The 18,735-nt window shown below is 63.4% G+C and carries 22 protein-coding genes; 4 read left to right on the top strand and 18 right to left on the bottom strand.

Annotated features, from left to right (window positions below; genetic code table 11):
* Window positions 1–21: 21 nt before the first annotated feature.
* From BRA42_RS03700 to cbiT, 8 genes are read right to left on the bottom strand one after another with little or no spacing between them, the layout of a single operon-like run.
* Entirely contained in the window at window positions 22–594 is a 573-nt protein-coding gene (locus BRA42_RS03700) for a cobalt-precorrin-7 (C(5))-methyltransferase (protein ID WP_292410003.1), read from the bottom strand.
* Window positions 591–1,604 (bottom strand): cobalt-precorrin-5B (C(1))-methyltransferase, encoded by a 1,014-nt coding sequence (locus tag BRA42_RS03695; protein ID WP_292410102.1) that lies wholly within the window; start codon window positions 1,602–1,604, stop codon window positions 591–593. Before BRA42_RS03695 ends, BRA42_RS03700 begins: the two co-directional genes overlap by 4 nt.
* On the bottom strand, window positions 1,585–2,265 hold the full coding sequence (locus BRA42_RS03690; protein ID WP_342770729.1) for a precorrin-8X methylmutase: 681 nt from the start codon (window positions 2,263–2,265) through the stop codon (window positions 1,585–1,587). The genes BRA42_RS03695 and BRA42_RS03690 overlap by 20 nt, the downstream gene beginning before the upstream one ends.
* Complete coding sequence (gene cobJ / locus BRA42_RS03685) at window positions 2,213–3,007, bottom strand: precorrin-3B C(17)-methyltransferase (protein WP_342770728.1); 795 nt, start codon at window positions 3,005–3,007, stop codon at window positions 2,213–2,215. The genes BRA42_RS03690 and cobJ overlap by 53 nt, the downstream gene beginning before the upstream one ends.
* The gene (cbiG, locus tag BRA42_RS03680; protein WP_292410009.1) at window positions 2,976–3,848 is read right to left on the bottom strand and encodes a cobalt-precorrin 5A hydrolase; all 873 of its coding nucleotides are present in this window, start codon (window positions 3,846–3,848) and stop codon (window positions 2,976–2,978) included. Before cbiG ends, cobJ begins: the two co-directional genes overlap by 32 nt.
* On the bottom strand, window positions 3,845–4,561 hold the full coding sequence (gene cobM / locus BRA42_RS03675) for a precorrin-4 C(11)-methyltransferase (RefSeq protein WP_292410011.1): 717 nt from the start codon (window positions 4,559–4,561) through the stop codon (window positions 3,845–3,847). The genes cbiG and cobM overlap by 4 nt, the downstream gene beginning before the upstream one ends.
* The gene (locus tag BRA42_RS03670) at window positions 4,554–5,171 is read right to left on the bottom strand and encodes a cobalt-factor II C(20)-methyltransferase (RefSeq protein ID WP_342770727.1); all 618 of its coding nucleotides are present in this window, start codon (window positions 5,169–5,171) and stop codon (window positions 4,554–4,556) included. Before BRA42_RS03670 ends, cobM begins: the two co-directional genes overlap by 8 nt.
* The gene (cbiT, locus tag BRA42_RS03665; RefSeq protein ID WP_292410015.1) at window positions 5,162–5,692 is read right to left on the bottom strand and encodes a precorrin-6Y C5,15-methyltransferase (decarboxylating) subunit CbiT; all 531 of its coding nucleotides are present in this window, start codon (window positions 5,690–5,692) and stop codon (window positions 5,162–5,164) included. The genes BRA42_RS03670 and cbiT overlap by 10 nt, the downstream gene beginning before the upstream one ends.
* Window positions 5,693–5,883: 191 nt before the next feature.
* On the opposite strand from cbiT, the gene BRA42_RS03660 reads away from it, so the two are divergent.
* Both BRA42_RS03660 and BRA42_RS03655 read left to right on the top strand, forming a co-directional pair.
* Window positions 5,884–6,060 carry a 4Fe-4S binding protein gene (locus tag BRA42_RS03660; protein WP_292410017.1) on the top strand — a complete coding sequence of 59 codons (177 nt, stop codon included), beginning with the start codon at window positions 5,884–5,886 and terminating at the stop codon, window positions 6,058–6,060.
* The gene (locus BRA42_RS03655) at window positions 6,050–7,246 is read left to right on the top strand and encodes an NAD(P)/FAD-dependent oxidoreductase (RefSeq protein WP_292410019.1); all 1,197 of its coding nucleotides are present in this window, start codon (window positions 6,050–6,052) and stop codon (window positions 7,244–7,246) included. Before BRA42_RS03660 ends, BRA42_RS03655 begins: the two co-directional genes overlap by 11 nt.
* On the opposite strand, the gene BRA42_RS03650 is transcribed toward BRA42_RS03655, so the two are convergent.
* The gene (locus BRA42_RS03650; RefSeq protein ID WP_292410021.1) at window positions 7,238–7,903 is read right to left on the bottom strand and encodes a potassium channel family protein; all 666 of its coding nucleotides are present in this window, start codon (window positions 7,901–7,903) and stop codon (window positions 7,238–7,240) included. The two genes, BRA42_RS03655 and BRA42_RS03650, sit on opposite strands and share 9 nt — an antisense overlap.
* A 55-nt stretch (window positions 7,904–7,958) precedes the next feature.
* Here BRA42_RS03650 and rnhB point away from each other — a divergent pair, with 55 nt between their 5' ends.
* Both rnhB and BRA42_RS03640 read left to right on the top strand, forming a co-directional pair.
* On the top strand, window positions 7,959–8,588 hold the full coding sequence (rnhB, locus tag BRA42_RS03645) for a ribonuclease HII (protein ID WP_292410022.1): 630 nt from the start codon (window positions 7,959–7,961) through the stop codon (window positions 8,586–8,588).
* Window positions 8,589–8,628: 40 nt separating this feature from the next.
* Window positions 8,629–9,960: a site-2 protease family protein gene (locus BRA42_RS03640; protein WP_292410024.1), complete on the top strand. Its 1,332-nt coding sequence runs from the start codon at window positions 8,629–8,631 to the stop codon at window positions 9,958–9,960.
* A gap of 266 nt (window positions 9,961–10,226) precedes the next feature.
* Here BRA42_RS03640 and BRA42_RS03635 read toward each other — a convergent pair whose 3' ends face one another.
* From BRA42_RS03635 to BRA42_RS03595, 9 genes are all read right to left on the bottom strand, one after another.
* Window positions 10,227–11,315: an SPFH domain-containing protein gene (locus tag BRA42_RS03635; protein WP_292410025.1), complete on the bottom strand. Its 1,089-nt coding sequence runs from the start codon at window positions 11,313–11,315 to the stop codon at window positions 10,227–10,229.
* Window position 11,316: 1 nt separating this feature from the next.
* A complete protein-coding gene (locus BRA42_RS03630; RefSeq protein ID WP_292410026.1) occupies window positions 11,317–11,775 on the bottom strand; it encodes an NfeD family protein in 459 nt (152 codons plus the stop codon).
* Between the two features lie 208 nt (window positions 11,776–11,983).
* A complete protein-coding gene (locus BRA42_RS03625; protein ID WP_292410027.1) occupies window positions 11,984–12,958 on the bottom strand; it encodes a phosphatase PAP2 family protein in 975 nt (324 codons plus the stop codon).
* A complete protein-coding gene (locus tag BRA42_RS03620) occupies window positions 12,955–13,611 on the bottom strand; it encodes a MarC family protein (protein WP_292410029.1) in 657 nt (218 codons plus the stop codon). Before BRA42_RS03620 ends, BRA42_RS03625 begins: the two co-directional genes overlap by 4 nt.
* A 22-nt stretch (window positions 13,612–13,633) precedes the next feature.
* On the bottom strand, window positions 13,634–14,848 hold the full coding sequence (locus BRA42_RS03615) for a hypothetical protein (RefSeq protein WP_342685839.1): 1,215 nt from the start codon (window positions 14,846–14,848) through the stop codon (window positions 13,634–13,636).
* A 318-nt stretch (window positions 14,849–15,166) separates the two neighbouring features.
* Window positions 15,167–15,421, bottom strand: coding sequence for a DUF3303 domain-containing protein (locus BRA42_RS03610; protein WP_292410103.1), 255 nt, complete (start codon window positions 15,419–15,421; stop codon window positions 15,167–15,169).
* Between the two features lie 97 nt (window positions 15,422–15,518).
* Complete coding sequence (locus BRA42_RS03605; protein ID WP_292410033.1) at window positions 15,519–16,712, bottom strand: ABC transporter permease; 1,194 nt, start codon at window positions 16,710–16,712, stop codon at window positions 15,519–15,521.
* A gap of 16 nt (window positions 16,713–16,728) precedes the next feature.
* Entirely contained in the window at window positions 16,729–17,928 is a 1,200-nt protein-coding gene (locus BRA42_RS03600; RefSeq protein WP_292410035.1) for an ABC transporter permease, read from the bottom strand.
* The gene (locus tag BRA42_RS03595) at window positions 17,928–18,593 is read right to left on the bottom strand and encodes an ABC transporter ATP-binding protein (protein ID WP_292410038.1); all 666 of its coding nucleotides are present in this window, start codon (window positions 18,591–18,593) and stop codon (window positions 17,928–17,930) included. The genes BRA42_RS03600 and BRA42_RS03595 overlap by 1 nt, the downstream gene beginning before the upstream one ends.
* Window positions 18,594–18,735: the final 142 nt, after the last annotated feature.

Below are 18,735 nucleotides of genomic sequence, written 5' to 3'. Positions count from 1 at the left end.
TCGATGCACCGTGGGCGTACCCTAAAACTCTCCCGCCGCCACCACGAACAGGCCTCCCCGGGGCATCGGGGGCTCCGCCGCCGTCCCGACGACGATCCGTTCTTCCGGGTACCCGAGGTCCTCGCAGACGGCGATCCGCGTCTCCGGCGGGAGGACGGCCGCGAGCGCCCCGACCGAGAAGGCCGGATCGGCGAGGAGAAAGACCACCCGGCCCGCGAGGATTCCCTCCCGGGCTTCGGCGACCGCCCGGGCGTGGTCCGTTCCATGGGCCGAGACAACCGCCGCCTTCGTCAGCGGAACCTTCAGGCGGGCAAAAACAACCTGGAGGGACGATATCCCCGGGACCACCTCGCCCGGGAGGTAACCAAGCCCCGCAAGCATCGGGTCCCCCGTCGAGAGGACGACCGCATGAGACGGAAGAAGCCGGAGGCACCGGTAGTCCGTGATCTCGTGCACCTCGCATCCCGGCGGAATGGTCTCCCGGGCAAGCGCGATTGCGCGGGCCGACCCGTAAATGAGCGACGCACCCGCGATAACACGCACCGCCTCCGCGGTCAGCATTCCCGGGCCGCAGCCAACGCCGACGATCTTCACGGCGACTCCCCGATGACCCGGCCGTCGCGATCGACGATCACAACCCTGACGCGGGGATAGCGGTTCAGGAACGCCGCAAGTTCCCGGCCGGCCACCTCTTCCCATTGCGGTGTCGTCGAGAGTTCCTCCACCGTTGCGCACCCGGTCCCGAAAAGCACGTTCGGGTTCATGAACTTCAAAATCAGGCCGGGAAGTCCGCAGATCACAGTATCGCCGTCGGCCGCCTGCAGCGCCTCCGAAAGGTGGTTCCCCACGAGGACAGCCTCGCGATCCGGGAAGAAGAGCCGTGAATAGCGCAGGCCGAGCCGGCCGGTCGTCAGCACGACGCCCCGGGGAGCCCTGGCGATACGGTCGAGCACCCCCTCCGTCACGTGGTCGTCCCAGGGCTCCACAAACCCGGTCGTCCCGAGGACCGATATCCCGCCATGCACCCCGATCTTCGGATTCAGCGTCTTCTGGGCCACCTCCGCACCCCGGGGAACCGTGAGAATGACCGTCGTCCCATGAAGGCCCGCCTCCTCCACCGCCTCATCGATTGAACGCCTGATGCAGTCGAGTGCCGGGGCGCTGATCGCCGGCGTCCCCTGCAGGTGGCGGCGGGTGTTGCGGCCGAAACTCCCGATACCCTCACCGGGGACGAACTGGACCCCTCCCGAAAGAGAGGGGACCGCGGTCGCGACGAACTCGAGCCCCGCGGTCGCGTCCGAAGGATAGGCTCCGGCGTCCTTCCAGCACGACGCCCGTCCCCGATAGGCGTCCACCGGGACCCTGACCGTAATACCGCAGGGAAGGGTGACCTCCACCCCGTCCACGGTCTCGCAGGAGAGCGAGAGGACCGCCGCCTTGCAGACCGCGGCCGCCGTCGTCCCGGTCGTGAACCCACGGCGGAGGACCGTTCCCGACGCCGTCAGGACCGCGAAGCCCCGCCGGACGTCGGGGAGGAGGTCCGGGGAGCGGCAGGCCGTAACCCATGCTTCGGGATACTCAAAGTCAGTAACCGGGTCCCGCATGACCTGCACGCTCGGCGAAGATCGTGACGATCTCGTTTATCGCCGCTACCGCGACCGGCGTTCCACCCCGGGTCCCGGCATTCGAGACAGACGGCACGTCGAGAGCACGAAGCACCTCCTTTGACTCCGCCGCGTTCACAAACCCCACCGGCGTCCCGACAATCAGTGCCGGCCGGACGCCTTCCCGGACCATATCGCAGACGACCAGGAGCGCGGACGGGGCGTTCCCGATGACCACAACCGCACCGTCTATCCGGTCCCGCAGGGCAAGGAACCCGGCAGACGTCCGGGTGATCCCGCGCTCCCGGGCGATCTCCTCGCCGAAATCGAGGGCGCAGAGGACCTCGCTTGCATGCCCGCGTTTCAGGATGCCCGCCTGCACCATCCGGATATCGGTGATGACCGGAGCCCGCCGCTCAAGTGCGGCAAGACCCGCTTTAACCGGGTCGCCAGCAAACCGCATCAGATCGGCCATCGCAAAATCGCCGACCGCTATAGAGCACCGCTGCCGGATCCGGTCCTCGGGGGTGGCGTTCCCCACCCGCTGCCGGGCCAGGTTCCGGCTCGTACTCGCTATCGCATAAGCCTCCGGGGTGACCGCCGCAAGGTCAGTATACGTATTTCCGGTGGTATCCCCGGGGCGTGATGATTCCTCTCGCATCCGTCTCATTCCTCCAGATCCTCGTTTCTCCTCCGCCGACAAAGACGATCGAGTGCATATCCACGAAGGTAATGTGGTCGTTAAACTCTCCAAGCGTCGTGATCAACCGTTCCTCCCCTTCCCGGTAGGCGTTCCTGACCACCCCGACCGGCGTCTCGCCGGGGAGGTGGCGGCTGGCGATCTCGATCGCGGTATCCAGGTTGTGCGGCCGCCCCCGGGACCGGGGATTGTAGAGGACGACCGGCACCCGCATCCGGAACGCGAGGTCGAGCCTTCGCTCGATCTCCTCCCAGGGTGTCAGGAGGTCCGAGAGGCTCATCGTGACGTAATCGCCCGAGAGAGGCGAGCCCAACCGCGCTGCCGCCGAGACCGCGGCCGTGATGCCGGGAATGACCTCGATCGGGACCGCCGTAGCCGAACGTTCGGCTACCTCAAGGACGATGCTCGCCATCCCGTAAATCCCGGCGTCGCCGCCGCTCACCATCGCAACGACGCGGTCCCGTGCGAGAGCAAGGGCTTTCTCCGCCCGGTCGACTTCCCGGCCCATGCTGCTCCGAATAACCTCTTTTCCGGCGAGCATCGGCCTGACCAGGTCAAGATAGAACCCGTTGCCGATGACGCAGTCGGCTTCGTCGAGGGCGGCGAACGCCCGGGGCGTCATCTGCAGCAGGTTGCCGGGACCGGTCCCGACGATATACAGTCTTCCTTCACTATCGCGCGATTGCAACGGTAACACTCCCATACGCCTGTTTGGCAAGAACCAATTCTTTCCGCTTCGAGACCGCGAGGGCCGCAGGTTCCGCAACCCCGGCAAGCCCGATAAGGGAGGCCCGTGAAGGGGTTGGCGCCTCCTCCGCGTTAAGTGTATCGTCGTCCAGGAAAACGAGGTTGCCGCCCATCTCCGCGACGGCCCGGAGGAGGCCCTCCTCCCCGCGCTTCTTTGCGGTCGTCGCGTAGACGAGGACCTCCTCGGGGGCGATCCCGGCCATTTCGAGCGCCTGCCGGATAGCGGCAGCCACTTCGTCCGCCCCGACGCCCTTCCGGCACCCGACGCCGACGGCGTACTCCCCCTTCCGGACGAGGAGGGCGACCCCCGGCCCCGCGACGACGAGCCCCGGGCCGGCGATCGTGTAGAGGGGCACGTCGGCATCCAGAATCGCGGCGTTCACCGCCCGGGTGGAGTCGCGATTCACGATATCGCATCCCGACCGAACGGCGAACCCCTCGACCGATTCCAAACCAAGGGCCTCGGTCGCGGTCGTGATCACCGGCTCGATCCCGAGGGCGGCAAGGTCCCGGGCAAGGTCGTTTGCTCCGTGGTGGCCGCCGACGACCGGGACGGCATAGCGCAGGTCCGGGCCGACCACCACCACCGCCGGGTCCCGCCACTTGTCGGTGAGGAGCGGGGCGATCCCCCGAACGGCGATCCCGGCCGACATCAGGGCGATGATCCGGCCGTAGTCGGCAAACGCCGTCCGGAAGGCTTCCGGACTGTAGGGGATGACGTCGGCGCCGAGCGCGTTCGCTATCCGGCGGGCGTCGGGGAGGAACCGCTCAAGCGCGATCACGGCCGTCCCGGTCATGAGTAGAGGACCGACCTCCCGAACCCCGACGTTTCCGGGTCAATCACTTTCCCAATGACGATCAGCGCCGTCCGCTCGATCCCGGCCGCCCGGGCCTTTGCCGCGACATCCGTCACCGTCCCCCGGACGATCTTCTGGTCGGGCCAGGAGGCGTGATAGACGACCGCCGCCGGGGTGTCCGGGGGGCACTCCAGCCGGGCGAGGACCTCCTCCATCCGCTCGGTCCCGAGGAAGACCACCATCGTCTGCCCGAGCCGGGAAAACTCGGCGATCCTGTCCTCCGCAAGCGTCGTCCCCGCCGGACGGGTGACGATCAGGCTCTCGGAGACGTCGCGGAGCGTGAACTGGGTCTTGAGCGCTGCAGCTGCCGCAAAGAGCGACGAGACGCCGGGGACTATCTCGGCCTCGATCCCGCGCCGCGAGAACTCCGCCATCTGCTCGACAATCGCCCCGTACAGCGCCGGGTCGCCGGAGTGAAGCCGGACCACGAGTTTTCCGGCCCGGGCGTGCTCCTCGACGGCATCGACGATCTCTTCAAGGGTCATCCCCCAGCTGTCAAGTTTCAGCTCCGCGCCGGACTCCGCCACGAGCGCCGGGTTCACAAGCGACCCCGCATAGATGAGGACATCCGCCCGCCGGATGAGGTCCATCCCCCGGACGGTGACAAGATCCGGCGCCCCGGGCCCCGCACCCACGATATAGACCTTATGCATGCGACCGCCTCGCAAAGAGGATCGAGAAATAATCGCTCTTTTCAGGCAGATCGTCCCCCCGGTAGACCTGCTGTCCGGGAAGGAACATCCGCTCGACGAGGACGAACTCCGAATAGCCTTCTCTCCGGAGGTCGGCCGCAAGCGCCGCCGGGCGCCGGACCTTCATGAAGATCCGCGACTCGGGACCATTCCCGTCCGAGACGAAGAACCCCCCGGCCACCGGGATGTTCGCCACCGAGGCGAACGCAGTGATGGAACTGATCCCCGGTTCGGTTGAAAAGGTAACGTCCGGATAGCGGGCGGCAATCACCTCGCAGAGCCGGGAGAAGGTCGAGTAAAAGTTCGGGTCCCCGATGATCCCATAGACCGCAAGCCCCTCTTTTGCGTACGGAGCAATCCGGTCGGCGTTCTCTTCAAGACACCGCCGGATGTAAGCCTCGTCGTTCGTCATCGGGAAGTTGAGGACGACGGCATCGGGACGGTACGACCGCACAAGGTCAAAGGCGAGGTTTCCGGGGACGAATACCATCGTTGCTTCGCGAAGGAGCCGAACCGCCCGCAGCGTCAGAAGTTCCGGGTCGCCGGGGCCGAGCCCCACCCCTACGAGCATCCGGAACCCCCGACGATGACATAGACCGGGTTTATGGGTTTAAACATCACTCCCCCGGCGATCTCGGCAGACCGGGAGACCTGAAGGTGGACGGCCTCGACGAAGATCCCGAGGCGCTGCATGCTTGCAATCGCCTCGGAGAGCGTCCCGACCATCACCGCGTTCACGACGATCCTTCCCTGCACCGCGTCAGCGAGGAGAGCGAGGACCTCCGGCAGGCGGCGGGACCCCCCGACGAAGGCAGCATCGAGCCGGCCGATGCCCGGGAGGATGTCGACTGCGTCCCCCTCGAAAAACTCGATGTTCCCGGCGCCGACGGCAGCCGCCTCCCCCCGGGCGCAGGCGATCGCCTCCGACCTTTTGTCGATCGCGTAGACGTGCTCCGCGATCTTCGATGCAGCGATGGCGACCTTCCCGGTCCCGCATCCGACGTCGGCGACCCGGTCGCCCGGGCGAATTTTGAGTTTCGCGAGAGAGACGGCCATGACTTCGTCCTGCGTAGGCCCACCTTTCAGTCCCATAGCATCCCCATTTCCCAGATAAATTTGTGCTCGTTTATATTAAATAGCCCAGTGGATGACCCGGGTTACGCTGTGTCGTCATCGGCGCGGGAGAACGCCCTGTCGATTGCGCAACCGGACAGGGGGCCCCGGCGCATCCCGGAACCGGAGAACATAAAGGTTTTTGCGATCACAACAACAACGTAGATACGATGCTCAGGATAAACCGAGACAAGTGTGGATACTGCGGCACCTGCGTTGCAGTCTGTCCCGAGGATGCCCTCGAACTGATCGATGCCTATCTCAGCCTTGAACGGGATTGTATCGCCTGCGGTATCTGCGCACGGGCGTGCCCGCTCGGAGCACTGGAGGTCGTCCATGAAGAGTAGTTACGATATACTCGTCGTCGGGGGCGGCCCCGCCGGTGCTCTTGCGGCGAAGACGGCAGCCAGAGCCGGGAATTCGGTCTGCCTCATCGAAAAACGTTCCGCCATCGGCACACCGGTCCGATGCGCGGAGGGGGTAGGGAAAGAACTCTTAAAGGAGTACATCAAGCCGGACCCGCGCTGGATCTCCGCGGAGATCGAACGCGCCCGTCTCATCTCTCCGGACGGCACCACCGTCAGTCTTGAGCAGGACAAAGCCGGAAACGAGGTCGGCTACGTTCTCGACCGGAAGGTCTTCGACCGGGAACTCGTCTGGCAGGCAGCCGAGGCCGGTGCGGACGTCGTCGTCAAGACCCGGGCGACCGAACCGATCATGGAGAACGGGGGGGTCCGGGGCGCGAAGGTGCTCTCATCCGGAACGCCGGCCGAGATCCGGGCCGAAGTGGTCCTCGCCGCCGACGGCACGGAGGCGCAGTTCGCCCGCCGGGCCGGGCTCGACACCACCGTACCCCTCCGGGAGATGATGAGCTGCGCCCAGTACCTGATGACCGGTATCGACATCGACGCAGGCTCGACGGACTTTTATCTGGGCAACGAAGTCGCGCCCGAAGGTTACCTCTGGGTCTTCCCCAAAGGCGACCGGACGGCAAACGTCGGGATCGGCATATCCGGCCGCAAAAGCCGGGACGGGTCCCGGGCAAAGGATTACCTGGACCGGTTCGTTGCAAAGAACTTCCCGGACGGGAAGATGATCGAGGCAATCGTAGGCGGCGTTCCGGTCTGCCGACCGCTCGCCTGCACGGTCGCCGACGGCCTCATGGTCATCGGCGATGCGGCACGAGTCGTCGACCCCCTCACCGGCGGCGGGATCGGCAACGCCATGTTCACCGGAAGGCTTGCCGCTCAGGTGGCCTCGGAGTGCATATCGGCGGGGGACTGCTCGAAAGAAGCGCTGATGACCTATGATGCCGGATGGCGGGCATCCCACATGGGCAGGATCATCGAGCGGAACTACAAGGTCAAGGAGTATTTCATCACTCTCGACGATAAGAAACTCAACACTCTCGCGGCCTCGATCGCCAATATCAGCCTCAAAGAGTTCTCGGTCTCGACGCTCATCAAGGAACTGATCAAGCGGAACCCGAAGATGCTTCTCGAACTCAAGGCGCTCAAAGACATGCTAGCCTGACCGTCTCAGTTGCCTGTTGAGAGTCTTTAGCGTCTCCCCCTCCGCTTCTTTTTTTGTAAAGACCGTGATGACGTCCCCGGGCCGGATACGGACGGTGCCGCTCGGGATGATGAGGTCGCCCCCGGCACGCCGGATGGCGATGAAGACGAAGTCCCTGACCTCAAGGTCCCGGATCTCGTGATCCACGATGGGTGCGCCCTCTTCAGCGACAATCTCGAAGATGGTGCCGCCGGGGATCGAGGCGACCTGCTGGAGGTTCGGGCTCTTTGCCCAGTAGTAGAGCCGGGTCGCCACCAGTTCGTCGGGATTCTCACTGATCTTCACCCCGACCTCGTTGAAAAGGTCGGAGTGCTCCTTCTGGTTGACGATCGAGACGACGGTTCCGACCTTGTAGCGTTTGGCGAGCCAGCAGGTCATCAGGTTTACGGCGTCGTCGCTCGTGGTAGCGACGAGAGCATCGGCCCGGTCAATCCCGGCATCCTCCAGCACGGATTTATCGGTTGCGTTTCCGGTGATGGCGAGGACGTCGAAGTGCTCCAGAATATCGCTCGCACGCTCCTCATCCTGGTCGATCACCACCACGGAGTCGCCGGCGTTGACAGCGATCGCAGCCAGACTCCGGCCGATTCCACCCAGGCCCACAATGATGGTGTACATTCCAGAGGGTTTCAATCGTCGGCATTGAAATACCTTGCGAATAAACCAAAAGAGTGTGATCTGCGGGGTAGATGAAGCGGGGAAGGGCTCAGTCCTCGGCCCGATGGTGGTTGCCGCCGTTGGGTGCCGGGCGACTGAGGACCTCGCAGCCCTTCCCATCCGGGACTCGAAGGTCCTCCGGCCGAAGCAGCGCGAGGTCCTCTACGAGATCCTCTTCCATGATTTTTCGATCTCGATCGTCACCATCGATGCCGCCGAGATCGACGAGGTTCGGACGCGGATGAGCATGAACGAGTGTGTTGCAAAACTCCATGCCGAGGCGATCACGGGACTTCAGCCGGAATCTGCCTACGTCGACGCCTGCGACGTAAATGCCGAGCGTTACGGCCGGATAGTTGCGCATCATCTCGGGTTTCCCTGCAAGATCATCGCAGAACATCGGGCGGACGCCCGTTACAAGATCGTCGGTGCGGCGAGCATCGTCGCGAAGGTCACCCGGGACCGGGCAATCAAGGAACTTGGGGAGCAGTACGGGAAGATCGGCAGCGGTTACCCCTCCGATGCGGTGACAATCGATTTTCTTCGGGACTATATCAAGAATTACGGGAGCCCGCCGCCCTGCGCCCGCCGGAGCTGGAAGACGGTGGCGAACCTCTACCAGACAACGATGCAGGACTTCTCGTAATCCGGAAGAATTTATAGTTTGTGCGCGCCAACCCTGAGTGATGAACTGGCTCCTGATACTCCTCCTGCTCGTCGCGGCATACCTCCTGATTGCCCATTATATTCGTGACCGGGGGCTGTTTCGCGATCATGTCGTGTTCTTCGGCCCCATCATGGGGATCAAGACCGACCGGGTCGGCTTCTTCGACTGGTTCCGAAAATTCAAGACGGCGCTTCGGGCCTACGCAACGCTCGGGGTCGTTATGGTCGTCGTGGTCTCGGCCTTCATGACGTTTGCCATGGTTCTCACGGTCTCTCAGAACCTGGTGCAGACTCCGGACCCGACCGGGATCTACGACCCACGGAATATCCTCGCGATCCCCGGGGTCAACGAGGCGATACCGATCACTGCAGCCGTCGTCATCGGCCTTCTGCTCACGATGATCATTCACGAGTTCGGCCACGCCATCCTCGCCCGGGTCGAGGATATGCGGGTTCGGAGTATGGGCCTTCTCATTGCCGTGATCCCGATAGGTGCGTTCGTCGAACCCGATGAGGAAGATGTGGAAGCGGCGAAGGGGATGCCGAAGATACGGATGCTCGGCGCCGGGATCACAAACAACATCGTCGTCGGCCTGGTCTGTTTCGGCCTGATGTTCCTCCTCGTGGGGATGGCGACGCCCCTATCCACACCGCTCGTCCAGGGGGTCTACCAGGACTACCCCGCGGCCGAAGCAGGCCTCCCCGGCTACTCGGTCATCACGAGCATAAACGGCGTCCCGGTGACGAGCCAGGAAGAGATTGCGACGGTCATGGGAGGGACGCAACCGGGAGACACGGTCGCGCTGACGGCAGAGAAAGACGGAGCGAAGAGTACGTATACGCTCACCCTGGACGAGTGGCCGGAAGAACTTGCCGACGACCGGAGTTCCGGGTTCATGGGAGTCTACTACTACAGCGCGCCCACGGTGAAGGAGAATCTCGGGAGAATTGCGGATCTCGGCCTTCTTGCTCCGCTCTACCTGACGATTGCGCCGATCGACGCCTTCATCCTGAGTAACTCACTGCAACTCGGGATCCTCCTCACCGACACCCCCGAGCAGATAGCCTGGGAGGAGCCGTTCCCCTTCTTCTGGGGCACGGTCCACCTCTTCTTCTGGACCGGGTGGTTCAACCTTCTGGTCGGGATGTTCAACGCAATCCCGATCGTCCCGCTCGACGGCGGCTATATGATGAAGGAAGGGGTCGAACGGTTCTTTGAGCGGCTGGGCTGGTCCCGGTATGCGCAGCGGGTCGTCGCCTCGATCAGCGGGTTCGTCATGCTGATGCTGATCCTCCTCATCACGATGCCGATAATCGTCGCAGCGGTGCGATTCGTGCTGACGATCGGGTAGAACCCTCTTTTTCCCATCGGGACGCCACCACTTCAAGGACCTCCTCCGGCGCGTAGTTCTTCGGGCGGTCGATCCATCCCGGGTTCACGGTGCATCAGGGTTCGCCGCGCGGGAGGTCGCCGCGCGGGAGGGCGAACGTCAAGGAACCCTGATGACGGACCGTACCGGCAAGAAGGGAAAGGCAGTAAGTAATTTTCTAGGATAGACGATTTAAAAGACCATCATACAAAAATAGGGCAGGACGATTCCCGGAAGGAACGGAGGGGTTAGAGTCCCTCGTCCTTCCCGACCACGTCCCGCGGCTTCTTCGGCTGTATTTCCACGTCGACGTCGGTCTCGATGCTCCGTGCCGCCTCCTCCGCGGCACGGAGTTCCTCCCGGCTCGGGATATCCCCGAGGATATCCTCCGGCGGCACTTCCGTGCCTTCGGGAACCTCGGGAGCCTCAACCGTAGCGCCGAGGTACTCGGCGGCCTGCTTGACAACGCTCGATAACTCGAACGGGAAGATGATCTTCGTCGCCTGGCCCTCGGCCATCTTCTTTAAGGCATCGAGAGAGAGCACCGTGATCGCACGCCGGTCCAGCGGCCGGGAGCCGACCGAGAGGATGCGCAGCCCCTGCGCCTCACCCTGCGCCTGCAGGATCTTCGACAGTCGCTCACCCTCGGCCCGCAGGATCTTGCTCTGCCGTTCGCCTTCGGCCTCCAGAATGATGCTCTGCCGGTTACCCTCCGCCTTGAGGATAGCAGACCGCTTCTCGCCGTCCGCACGGAGGATCGCGGCACGCCGCTCCCGCTCGGCCGCGGTCTGCTCGGTCATCGCCTGCTTGACCGCACCGGCCGGGTCGACCTCTTTGATCTCCACCCGCTCGACCTTCACGCCCCAGGCGTCGGTCTCCCGGTCCAGGATATCCCGGAGGCGGGCGTTGATGACATCCCGGTTGTAGAGAACCTCGTCGAGTTCCATGTCGCCGATGATCCCACGCAGGCTCGTCTGTGCCAGCGCCACAGTCGCCGACCGGTAATTCATCACCTCGAAGTAGGCCTTCTCGGGGTCGATCACCCGGACGTAGACGATCGCGTCCACGTTCGTCGGGGAGTTATCCTTCGTGATCACCTCCTGCCGCGGGACGTCCATCACCTCTGTGCGGAGGTCGAGTTTCTTGACCACCGTGATCAGCGGGATTACCCACCGGAACCCGGGGTTCATCCTCCCGATGTAGCGCCCCAGACGGATCTGGAGACCCTGCTCGTACGGCTGCACAACCACCACGCCGCGGGTGAAGATGATGACGATAACAATGATCAGAAAGATCGTAATCAGACCGATCCAGGGGACATCCCCGGTAAAAAGCATTTTACATAACCTCCTTCACAACAACATGCACTCCCTCGGAGCGGACGACGATAACCCGTCTTCCGGCCGGGATCCGCCCGGACTCGGAACGCGCACTCCACTCCATGCTTCCAAGCCGCACCTTCCCCGCGAGCGTCTCCGGATCGACCGGCACGACCACCGTCCCTTCGAGACCGACGAGTGAGTCCCGGGAGAGCGTCCTCGGCGGCTCTTTTCCCGGCGTCAGACGGCTGTAGAGCCAGACGGTGACGGCAGCCGCGGCGAGTGCCGCCAGAACCCCGATAATCAGGCCCCAGGGAGAACTGAAGATATCGACGCCGAGGAGGAGGAGGGCCCCGAGGATGATCAGGACCGTCGCGGGAACGGCGATGAAGAACCCGGGCTGGTAGACCTCAACCAGGAGCAGCACCGCCCCGAGAACGATCAGTATCCAGCCAAGAGCGAGCCCCTCTACAAGCATAGAGATCGAGTCGGCTTGAGGCTATAAAAGCCTGCTGAAAAGACGTTATCAACCGGGTTCCATCCGCGGCGGCACGGGGCCGCTCCATGGCGGAGATGCAGGTCCGAAAACCATCTTCGGGCGTCCGGTCCAGCGCGGATAGTGATTCCATTCCGCTCTCCGCGCCGGCAGGGCGGACCTCATCTGCCGGGGGATGGAGCCTTCTGCCTTATGCTCCGCCCCGAGCCGGGTTTGCGCGAGCAAAGACCGCCGGAGCACCGAACGAGACCCAGGCGCCGGCGGCGGCGGCCCGGAGGAACTGGACGAGAGAGGCAGCAGGGACGGGGTCGGGCGGGACGAGAAGCCCGAGCCCGAACCAGATCACCCCGGTCACGGTGATCCCGAAGACGTAGCGGAGCAGGCGGACGGGTCCCGTTCCGAGGACGCACATGCTCCACCGGCGATGCTCCGCGGCCGCACCGGCCGCAAACCCGAAGAAGAGCCCGGACGCAGTGACGGCGTCACGGAGGAAGAGCGGATGGATCGGCTCCCCCGACCGTTCAAGCGCCCCAGCCGCCCAGGACGCGGGAACCTCCCAGTCGCCGAGGGACGCGAGGGCGGCAAACGAGGCCAGGGCCAGGGCAAGAGAGCCGGCGAACGCGAGCAGCACCTGCCGGGAGAGCGGGAGGGCGGCGACCCGGCGGCCCACCGGCTCTTCGAGGGCAAAGAACGCAATGAGGACGGCGATACCGAAAACCCAGCCCGCAACGACGTCGGCCGGGTAGTGGACCCCGAGAAAGACCCTTGACGCGCCGATGAGGAAGATCAGAGCGACCGCAAAAGCGGAGAACCACCTCCGCCGGACGGTGGCGGCGATCAGCCCCCAGAACGTCACCGCCCCCTGGGCGTGCGCCGACGGCAGGCCGAACGACGGATAACTCTCAAGCGCCCGAACCTCCGGACTCACCCAGTAGGGGCGGGGGAGGTGAAACGCGACCTTCAGAGCCTCGTTGATCCCGCTCGATATCCCCATGAGGAGCCCGAGACGAAGGCCGAGGCGCGGGTCCCGGCACCAGTAGAGGAGTGGGACGACGAGCAGGTAGAACTCCGGCTGCCCGAGGAACGAGAAAAACTGCATCGGAGCCTCGAGCCACGCCGCTTGCTCCTGAAGCGCCCGGATGAGCGCGATCTCGCTATCGATCATACAAGCCCGGTGAGGTCAAGGTTCGCCAGCAGCTGGGGCATCGCCGCCGCGATCCCGTTGATGATGAACTGGATGGCTATCGCAAGGACGATGATCGCCATCAGTTTCGGGACGACCCGCAGCCCTCCCTCCCCGATGAGCGAGAAGATCCGGGGGCCGTAGATCATCCCCACGTAGGAGATGCCGAGGGCCACGACGATCCCGAGAAAGACGGCAACAAGGCCGGTGATACCCTCCGGCCCCGAGGCAAGCAGGATCACCGTCGTGATCGTCCCGGGTCCGCACGAGAGCGGAAAGGCCAGCGGGACAACGGCGACGTTTTCCAGGTTCTCGGCCGAGTAGGTCTCGGACTTTGTACCGAGCATCCCGGTCGCCACGCTGATGAGCAGGATGCCGCCGGCGATCTGGAACGCCGGGACGGTGATGTTGAAGATCGAGAAGATCAACTGCCCGGTGAGGGCGAAGAAGACGAGCACGATGAGCGCGATCTTCATGGAGGTCCTGATAACCTTATGGCGTTCGCTCCAGCCCATCCCCTCGGTGAGCGCCGTATATACGGCAACCGTGGAGGCCGGGTTCATCACCGCGACGATGGACGCGACCGAAACAAGGCTGAACCCCACAAACCCGACAACTTCGGCGATCAGGTCCATTCCGGGTCACCACATCCGACGATCATGATGATGAATGTACCCCGGCCCCATAGGTACCTTGCGGTTCTTCGGTAGCCACCGCTTCGGGAACATGGATTGCCGGGAACGTGTCGAGGAGTTCCCGGGTCAATTCAGCCCCGAGCGACGGCCGGACGGACTCGAGCCAGAGGAAGAACCCGGCCATGTGAGGCGTCCGCCGGCTCTCGAACTTGAACCCGCCCGTCCGGTTGGGCACCATCTTGAGGTATTCCCTCTTGTTCCGTGCCCGGAGGTAGATGATCGGCCGGTACTCCGGGATGTTGACTGCGAGGATGACCTTTGAGAACTGCTTCTGGATCGCGTCGGGGTCGTAGGTCTTCCCCTTTATATGGATGGGGTACCGGGAGTCAAGCATCCGGATAGCCGAAGGATAGAGCCCGCCGAAGAGAACTTTCTTTACTATCGGCGGGATCTCGTCCGGGGTGGCGAGTTCCCGGACACCCTGCCCGGAAGTGACGGCGGCGATGATGCTCTGCATCCGTTCGTCGTGCAATTTCTTGTAGTCGAACGGCCGCCGTGGGGGGATGTCGGCGATTGAGATCAATTTTTCGTGCCGGATCTTGCGGGGCGGGCTTCGCTTCAGGTCCCGGGGACGGATCAGGGATTTTAAGTCCTCGCAGGTGGGCGTCGTGAGGAGGACGTTGTCGGGTTCCCGGAGGAGGCGACGGACGACGGCTGTACGGGATATGTCGACCGAGGAGATGAGGAGGAACGGCACCGTCGGTTGCCCGTAAAGATAGCCGAAGAGTTGTTTCTTGTAGCGGATCTCCGCCTCAAACTCTTTTAAGTCGGCAGGCGAAGTGATGATCTCGCCAAACGTCAGCGCGCCGGTATGATCGACGAGCACCATGTCGACCTCGGCGAGGTCCTGCCCGTTTCCTCTGACCTTGATATCCCCGATATTCGAGTAAAAGAGCCCGTTCTGCCCGAGTTGCGCATGTTTGACTCTCGCCGGGCCGTCGGCCCCCCGGGCCACGACGGAATGGATGAGGTCGGTCTGAAGTGAGAGGTCGAGGATCATCTCGTAAACAATCGCCTCAAACCACCGCCCTTCAGCGGTCCGCATCTCGGGGAGATCTTCAGAGAAGAGTTTTTTTCGATCCGCGGGGCGCATGTGGCGCAGCGCTCTCATGATGATCGCCCGCGTCGGCTGAAGCGAGCTGAAGTTCTTGTTGAGCCACGTTATCATCTGCAACATTCGTTCCACACAACTTGAGTATTGTTATCGTATTGAGACCGGATGAGGGTCGGAGCACTTCCCTGACAAGGGTAGTCTATCACCCAATGAGTGCTCATAGAGTTTCCGGTTTCCAGAACTATGAAATTACGCATGACCTCAAGACATCGCCGTGATTGCCCACCCTCATGATGACCCGGGATCGTGCCCCGACCGGTCGCGGCAACCCTGTCCGGGCGAAGAGCCGGCGACGTTTCAGGAAAACTCAGGAATAGCCGCACGGTAGCCTTGCAGGGCCGGAAAAGAGGTGGATTACCGATATGTGGTGCGGCGCCGGGGTTAGATCGTCTTGATCGCCTCTTCGAGCGGCATTGCCGGTACGACGTGAGCAACCCCGTAGGAACTGAACGGCGCGGTGACCTTCAGAATGGAGCGCTCGTCCGGCGCTTCAAAGACGGCGACCGACATGTGTCTCCCGATGAGGAGGTAGCGCTGATGGACTTTCACATCGGACGGGAACTGGAAGTGTTTCCAGAGTTCCAGGACCTGATGAGCGTGCTCCGGTTCGAACTTATACCACAGGACAAAAAGCATGTTCTTCACCGCACCCCCCTTTCGCGCCAGGTATAAATAACCTGCGCCGGGAGGATGAGCACCCCGCCTTCCCGGGACCGCGCCCGGCGACGACACGTCATTCGTAGCGGAGCGCCTCGATAGGGTTCAAGTGCGCCGCCTTCCATGCCGGGTAGAACCCGGCGACGATGCTCGTCCCTGTCCCGAACGCCATCGCAAAGGCGACGTAGCCGGCCACCACGGAAACAGGGACTCCCGCCCCTCCCGATACGGCGAAGTCGGTGAAGAACTCCGCTACCGTGGCACTGACGTAATAGCCGATCGTTATGCTGACGATGCCGCCGATGAGACTTCCCGCGATCCCGAGAACCAGGCCTTCGTAGAGGAACATGAAGAGCACCTCCCGTTTCCGCGCCCCGATGCTCCGCATCAGCCCGATCTCTGCCGTCCGCTCCGTGACCGAGATGAACATGACATTTAAGATACTCACACTGGCGACGAGGAGGGATACCGCGCCTATACCAAGGAGGAAGATGTTGATGGCGTCGAGGGTCTCGTAATAGAGTTCCAGGATCTCGCGCGAGTCCAGGACGTCCACGACCTCTTTCCTGCGGTTGAGTTGCTGGTCGATGGCCTCCTTCACCCCCTCGATCTCAGAGAGATCGTCGACCTTCACAACGACCCGGCTGTAGTCCCCGGCGCCGTGACGCTCCGTGTACCAGTCTTCCGTGACAATGAGGGCATAATCGGGGTTGATGTCGATTCCCATCCCCCGCTCCGCCGCGATCCCCGTAACGCGGACGCTCTCACCCCCGACCTCGACGCGGCTTCCCGGATGGAGGTCGAGTTCCTCGGCAAGGAGCGAGCCCACCATCACGCCCGAAGACCCGCCCTGCGGGTAGATCCCGGCTTCCTGCTGCAGAAGGAAGGGGATGTCGGCCACCGGCATGGCATACACCGTCACGTAGCCGCCCTTATCCCTGACCTGCAGCCGATCTGATGCGAGAATCATGGGGACGACACGGGCCTGCCCGGCGGCCTTCTCTATCAGCCCCAGATTTCTTTCGGATATGCGCGCGGCAAGGGCACTTCGAGGGTCGAAGGGGTCGCCGCTCGATGCCGCCAGGTGCGGGGTGACGAGCACGGTGTCGCTCACGTCGGAGACCATCCCGCTGATGAGCCCCGAGAGGCTTGCGCCCACGATGCCCAGGGATGCGATGGCGACGACACCGATGATGATGCCGACCGTTGCGAGGACCGAGCGGACTTTGTGCCGCCGGAGATTCCGTACAGCGAGATCGAAGAAGATCATGCCCCGTCACACTCCGTCATTTATGCCGCATCGCCTCGATCGGAGTCAGTTGTGAGGCTTTCCACGCCGGGTAGAACCCGGCGGCGATGCTCGTTCCTATACCGAACGCTATCCCGAAGACGATATACCCGACCGCACTGAGATTAAAGACTGTGAAACCCTCGCCGAAGGTCGTCCCGGCCGTGAAGACTTCGACCGCGACGAGACTGATCAGGTAGCCAGAGATGGCGCTCGCGATGCCGCCGACGATGCTTCCGATGAGCCCGAGGACCAGCGCTTCATACAGGAACAGACGGAGAATCTCCCTTCTCCGGGCCCCTATGCTCCTCATGACGCCGATCTCCCGGATACGTTCGGTGACCGAGATGTACATGACGTTGAGGATGTTGACGGCGGCGACAATGAGCGAAAGCCCTCCGATTCCGAGAAGGAACACCGTGATCTGCTGGTAGATCTCCTCGTACTGTCGGAGCATGTCGCGCGAGTCGAAGATGTCCACCACTTCTTCGCGCCGGTTGAACTGGTTCTCCAGCACCCCCTTCACCCGATCGATCTCGGCGATGTCGCCGATCCGGACGACGACCATCGAGTAACCGTCCCCGACTCCGAAGTGGCTCTCGTACCAGGTATCGGAGACGACGATCGCGTAATCGGGGTTGATATCGGCGGCAAGTCCGCGCTCCGTAAGCACGCCGGCCACCCTGATACTCTCCTCGCCGACCGTGATCCTCGAGCCCGGGCTTATGCCGTACTCCCGGGCCAGATGGGTCCCGACGAGCGCACCCGGCTGGTTCTGCCGGAGGTACTGTCCTTTCGCGATGTTCAGCAGGACGGGGATGTCTTCCGGCGCGAGCCCGATGATCTGAGCATAACCGCCCTCACCGCGACTGAACTCCACCTCATCCGCGCCCTGGAGCACCGGGATCGTGCGGTGCGGGTTTGCCGCCCGCCGGATCTCCTCGACCTCGCGCGCAGGGATGGCGGCATCCACAGCCGTCCGCGGGTCTCCGGTGAAGGTCTCGCCGATCGCAGTATGTGGCGTGATCACCAGGGTGTCCCCGACGTCGGTGATGACGTTGGCGAGCAGGAGGTTGATGCTGCTCGCCATGATGCCCAGAGATGCGATGGCGACGACGCCGATGATGATCCCGATGATCGAGAGCGCCGAACGTATCCAGTGCCTCCGGAGGTTCCGGACCGCGAACGAGAAAAACATCACGCGAGCCTCCCGTCCACGATCCGGATCGTGCGGTGAGCGTATGCGGCGACGTTGGGGTCGTGGGTGACCATGACAATCGTCTTACCCTCCCGGTTCTCCCCCGCAAGGAGGTCCATGATCGCAGTCCCGGTCTTCGAGTCCAGGTTCCCGGTCGGCTCGTCGCAGAGGAGGAGGTCGGGGTCGTTCACGAGCGCCCGGGCTATCGCCACGCGCTGTTGCTGCCCGCCGGAGAGCTCGCCCGGCGTGTGAGTGAAGCGCGACTCGGTAATCCCCACCGCCGCGAGAACCTCGACCGCCCGCCGCCGGCTCTCCGCCCGGCCAGTGGTGAGGACGATGGGGAATTCGACGTTCTCGACCGCCGAAAGCAGCGGGATGAGGTTGAAACTCTGGAAGACGAACCCGATGCGATCCCGTCGGAGCCGGGTGAGGGCGTCGTCGCCGAGCCCGGAGATATCCTGACCGGAAAGGTAGATCCTCCCCGAGGTAGGGATGTCGAGGCAGCCCATCATGTTTAAGAGCGTCGATTTTCCGGAGCCGGACGGCCCCATCACGGCGATGAACTCCCCTGGTTCCACCGTGAGGGAGACGTGATCGAGCGCCACAACGTCGCCGGCCGGGAGCCGGTAGATCTTGCTAACGTCCTCGAACCGGATGATGGGCATTGCCGTTACGTCCGTCTTCGGGAGTAGATAATTACTCCGGTTATCCCTAACGCGACAAGCACGACGATGATTATGCCGACGAGCGATATGTCGCCATCCTGATCTTCGGGGAGGCCGCGGCGCCGTGCATCCGGTAACTCTG

It is taken from the genome of Methanoculleus sp. UBA374 (assembly GCA_002508705.1).
GTDB classification, from domain to species: Archaea; Halobacteriota; Methanomicrobia; order Methanomicrobiales; family Methanoculleaceae; genus Methanoculleus; species Methanoculleus palmolei.
This window is presented reverse-complemented; position numbering and strand designations above follow the sequence as displayed.

Excerpts from the sequence above, each read along its gene's own strand:
- BRA42_RS03650 (WP_292410021.1), bottom strand. The coding sequence starts at position 7,903 with ATGTACACCATCATTGTGGGCCTGGGTGGAATCGGCCGGAGTCTGGCT.
- BRA42_RS03620 (WP_292410029.1), bottom strand. The coding sequence starts at position 13,611 with ATGGACCTGATCGCCGAAGTTGTCGGGTTTGTGGGGTTCAGCCTTGTT.
- cobJ (WP_342770728.1), bottom strand. The coding sequence starts at position 3,007 with ATGGGAGTGTTACCGTTGCAATCGCGCGATAGTGAAGGAAGACTGTAT.
- BRA42_RS03595 (WP_292410038.1), bottom strand. The coding sequence starts at position 18,593 with ATGCCCATCATCCGGTTCGAGGACGTTAGCAAGATCTACCGGCTCCCG.
- cobM (WP_292410011.1), bottom strand. The coding sequence starts at position 4,561 with ATGCATAAGGTCTATATCGTGGGTGCGGGGCCCGGGGCGCCGGATCTT.
- BRA42_RS03640 (WP_292410024.1), top strand. The coding sequence starts at position 8,629 with ATGAACTGGCTCCTGATACTCCTCCTGCTCGTCGCGGCATACCTCCTG.
- BRA42_RS03600 (WP_292410035.1), bottom strand. The coding sequence starts at position 17,928 with ATGTTTTTCTCGTTCGCGGTCCGGAACCTCCGGAGGCACTGGATACGT.
- cbiG (WP_292410009.1), bottom strand. The coding sequence starts at position 3,848 with ATGACCGGGACGGCCGTGATCGCGCTTGAGCGGTTCCTCCCCGACGCC.
- BRA42_RS03630 (WP_292410026.1), bottom strand. The coding sequence starts at position 11,775 with ATGCTTGTAGAGGGGCTCGCTCTTGGCTGGATACTGATCGTTCTCGGG.
- BRA42_RS03670 (WP_342770727.1), bottom strand. The coding sequence starts at position 5,171 with ATGCTCGTAGGGGTGGGGCTCGGCCCCGGCGACCCGGAACTTCTGACG.
- BRA42_RS03690 (WP_342770729.1), bottom strand. The coding sequence starts at position 2,265 with ATGCGAGAGGAATCATCACGCCCCGGGGATACCACCGGAAATACGTAT.
- BRA42_RS03635 (WP_292410025.1), bottom strand. The coding sequence starts at position 11,315 with ATGCTTTTTACCGGGGATGTCCCCTGGATCGGTCTGATTACGATCTTT.
- cbiT (WP_292410015.1), bottom strand. The coding sequence starts at position 5,692 with ATGGGACTGAAAGGTGGGCCTACGCAGGACGAAGTCATGGCCGTCTCT.
- BRA42_RS03605 (WP_292410033.1), bottom strand. The coding sequence starts at position 16,712 with ATGATCTTCTTCGATCTCGCTGTACGGAATCTCCGGCGGCACAAAGTC.
- BRA42_RS03655 (WP_292410019.1), top strand. The coding sequence starts at position 6,050 with ATGAAGAGTAGTTACGATATACTCGTCGTCGGGGGCGGCCCCGCCGGT.
- BRA42_RS03610 (WP_292410103.1), bottom strand. The coding sequence starts at position 15,421 with ATGCTTTTTGTCCTGTGGTATAAGTTCGAACCGGAGCACGCTCATCAG.
- BRA42_RS03660 (WP_292410017.1), top strand. The coding sequence starts at position 5,884 with ATGCTCAGGATAAACCGAGACAAGTGTGGATACTGCGGCACCTGCGTT.
- BRA42_RS03695 (WP_292410102.1), bottom strand. The coding sequence starts at position 1,604 with ATGCGGGACCCGGTTACTGACTTTGAGTATCCCGAAGCATGGGTTACG.
- BRA42_RS03615 (WP_342685839.1), bottom strand. The coding sequence starts at position 14,848 with ATGTTGCAGATGATAACGTGGCTCAACAAGAACTTCAGCTCGCTTCAG.
- BRA42_RS03625 (WP_292410027.1), bottom strand. The coding sequence starts at position 12,958 with ATGATCGATAGCGAGATCGCGCTCATCCGGGCGCTTCAGGAGCAAGCG.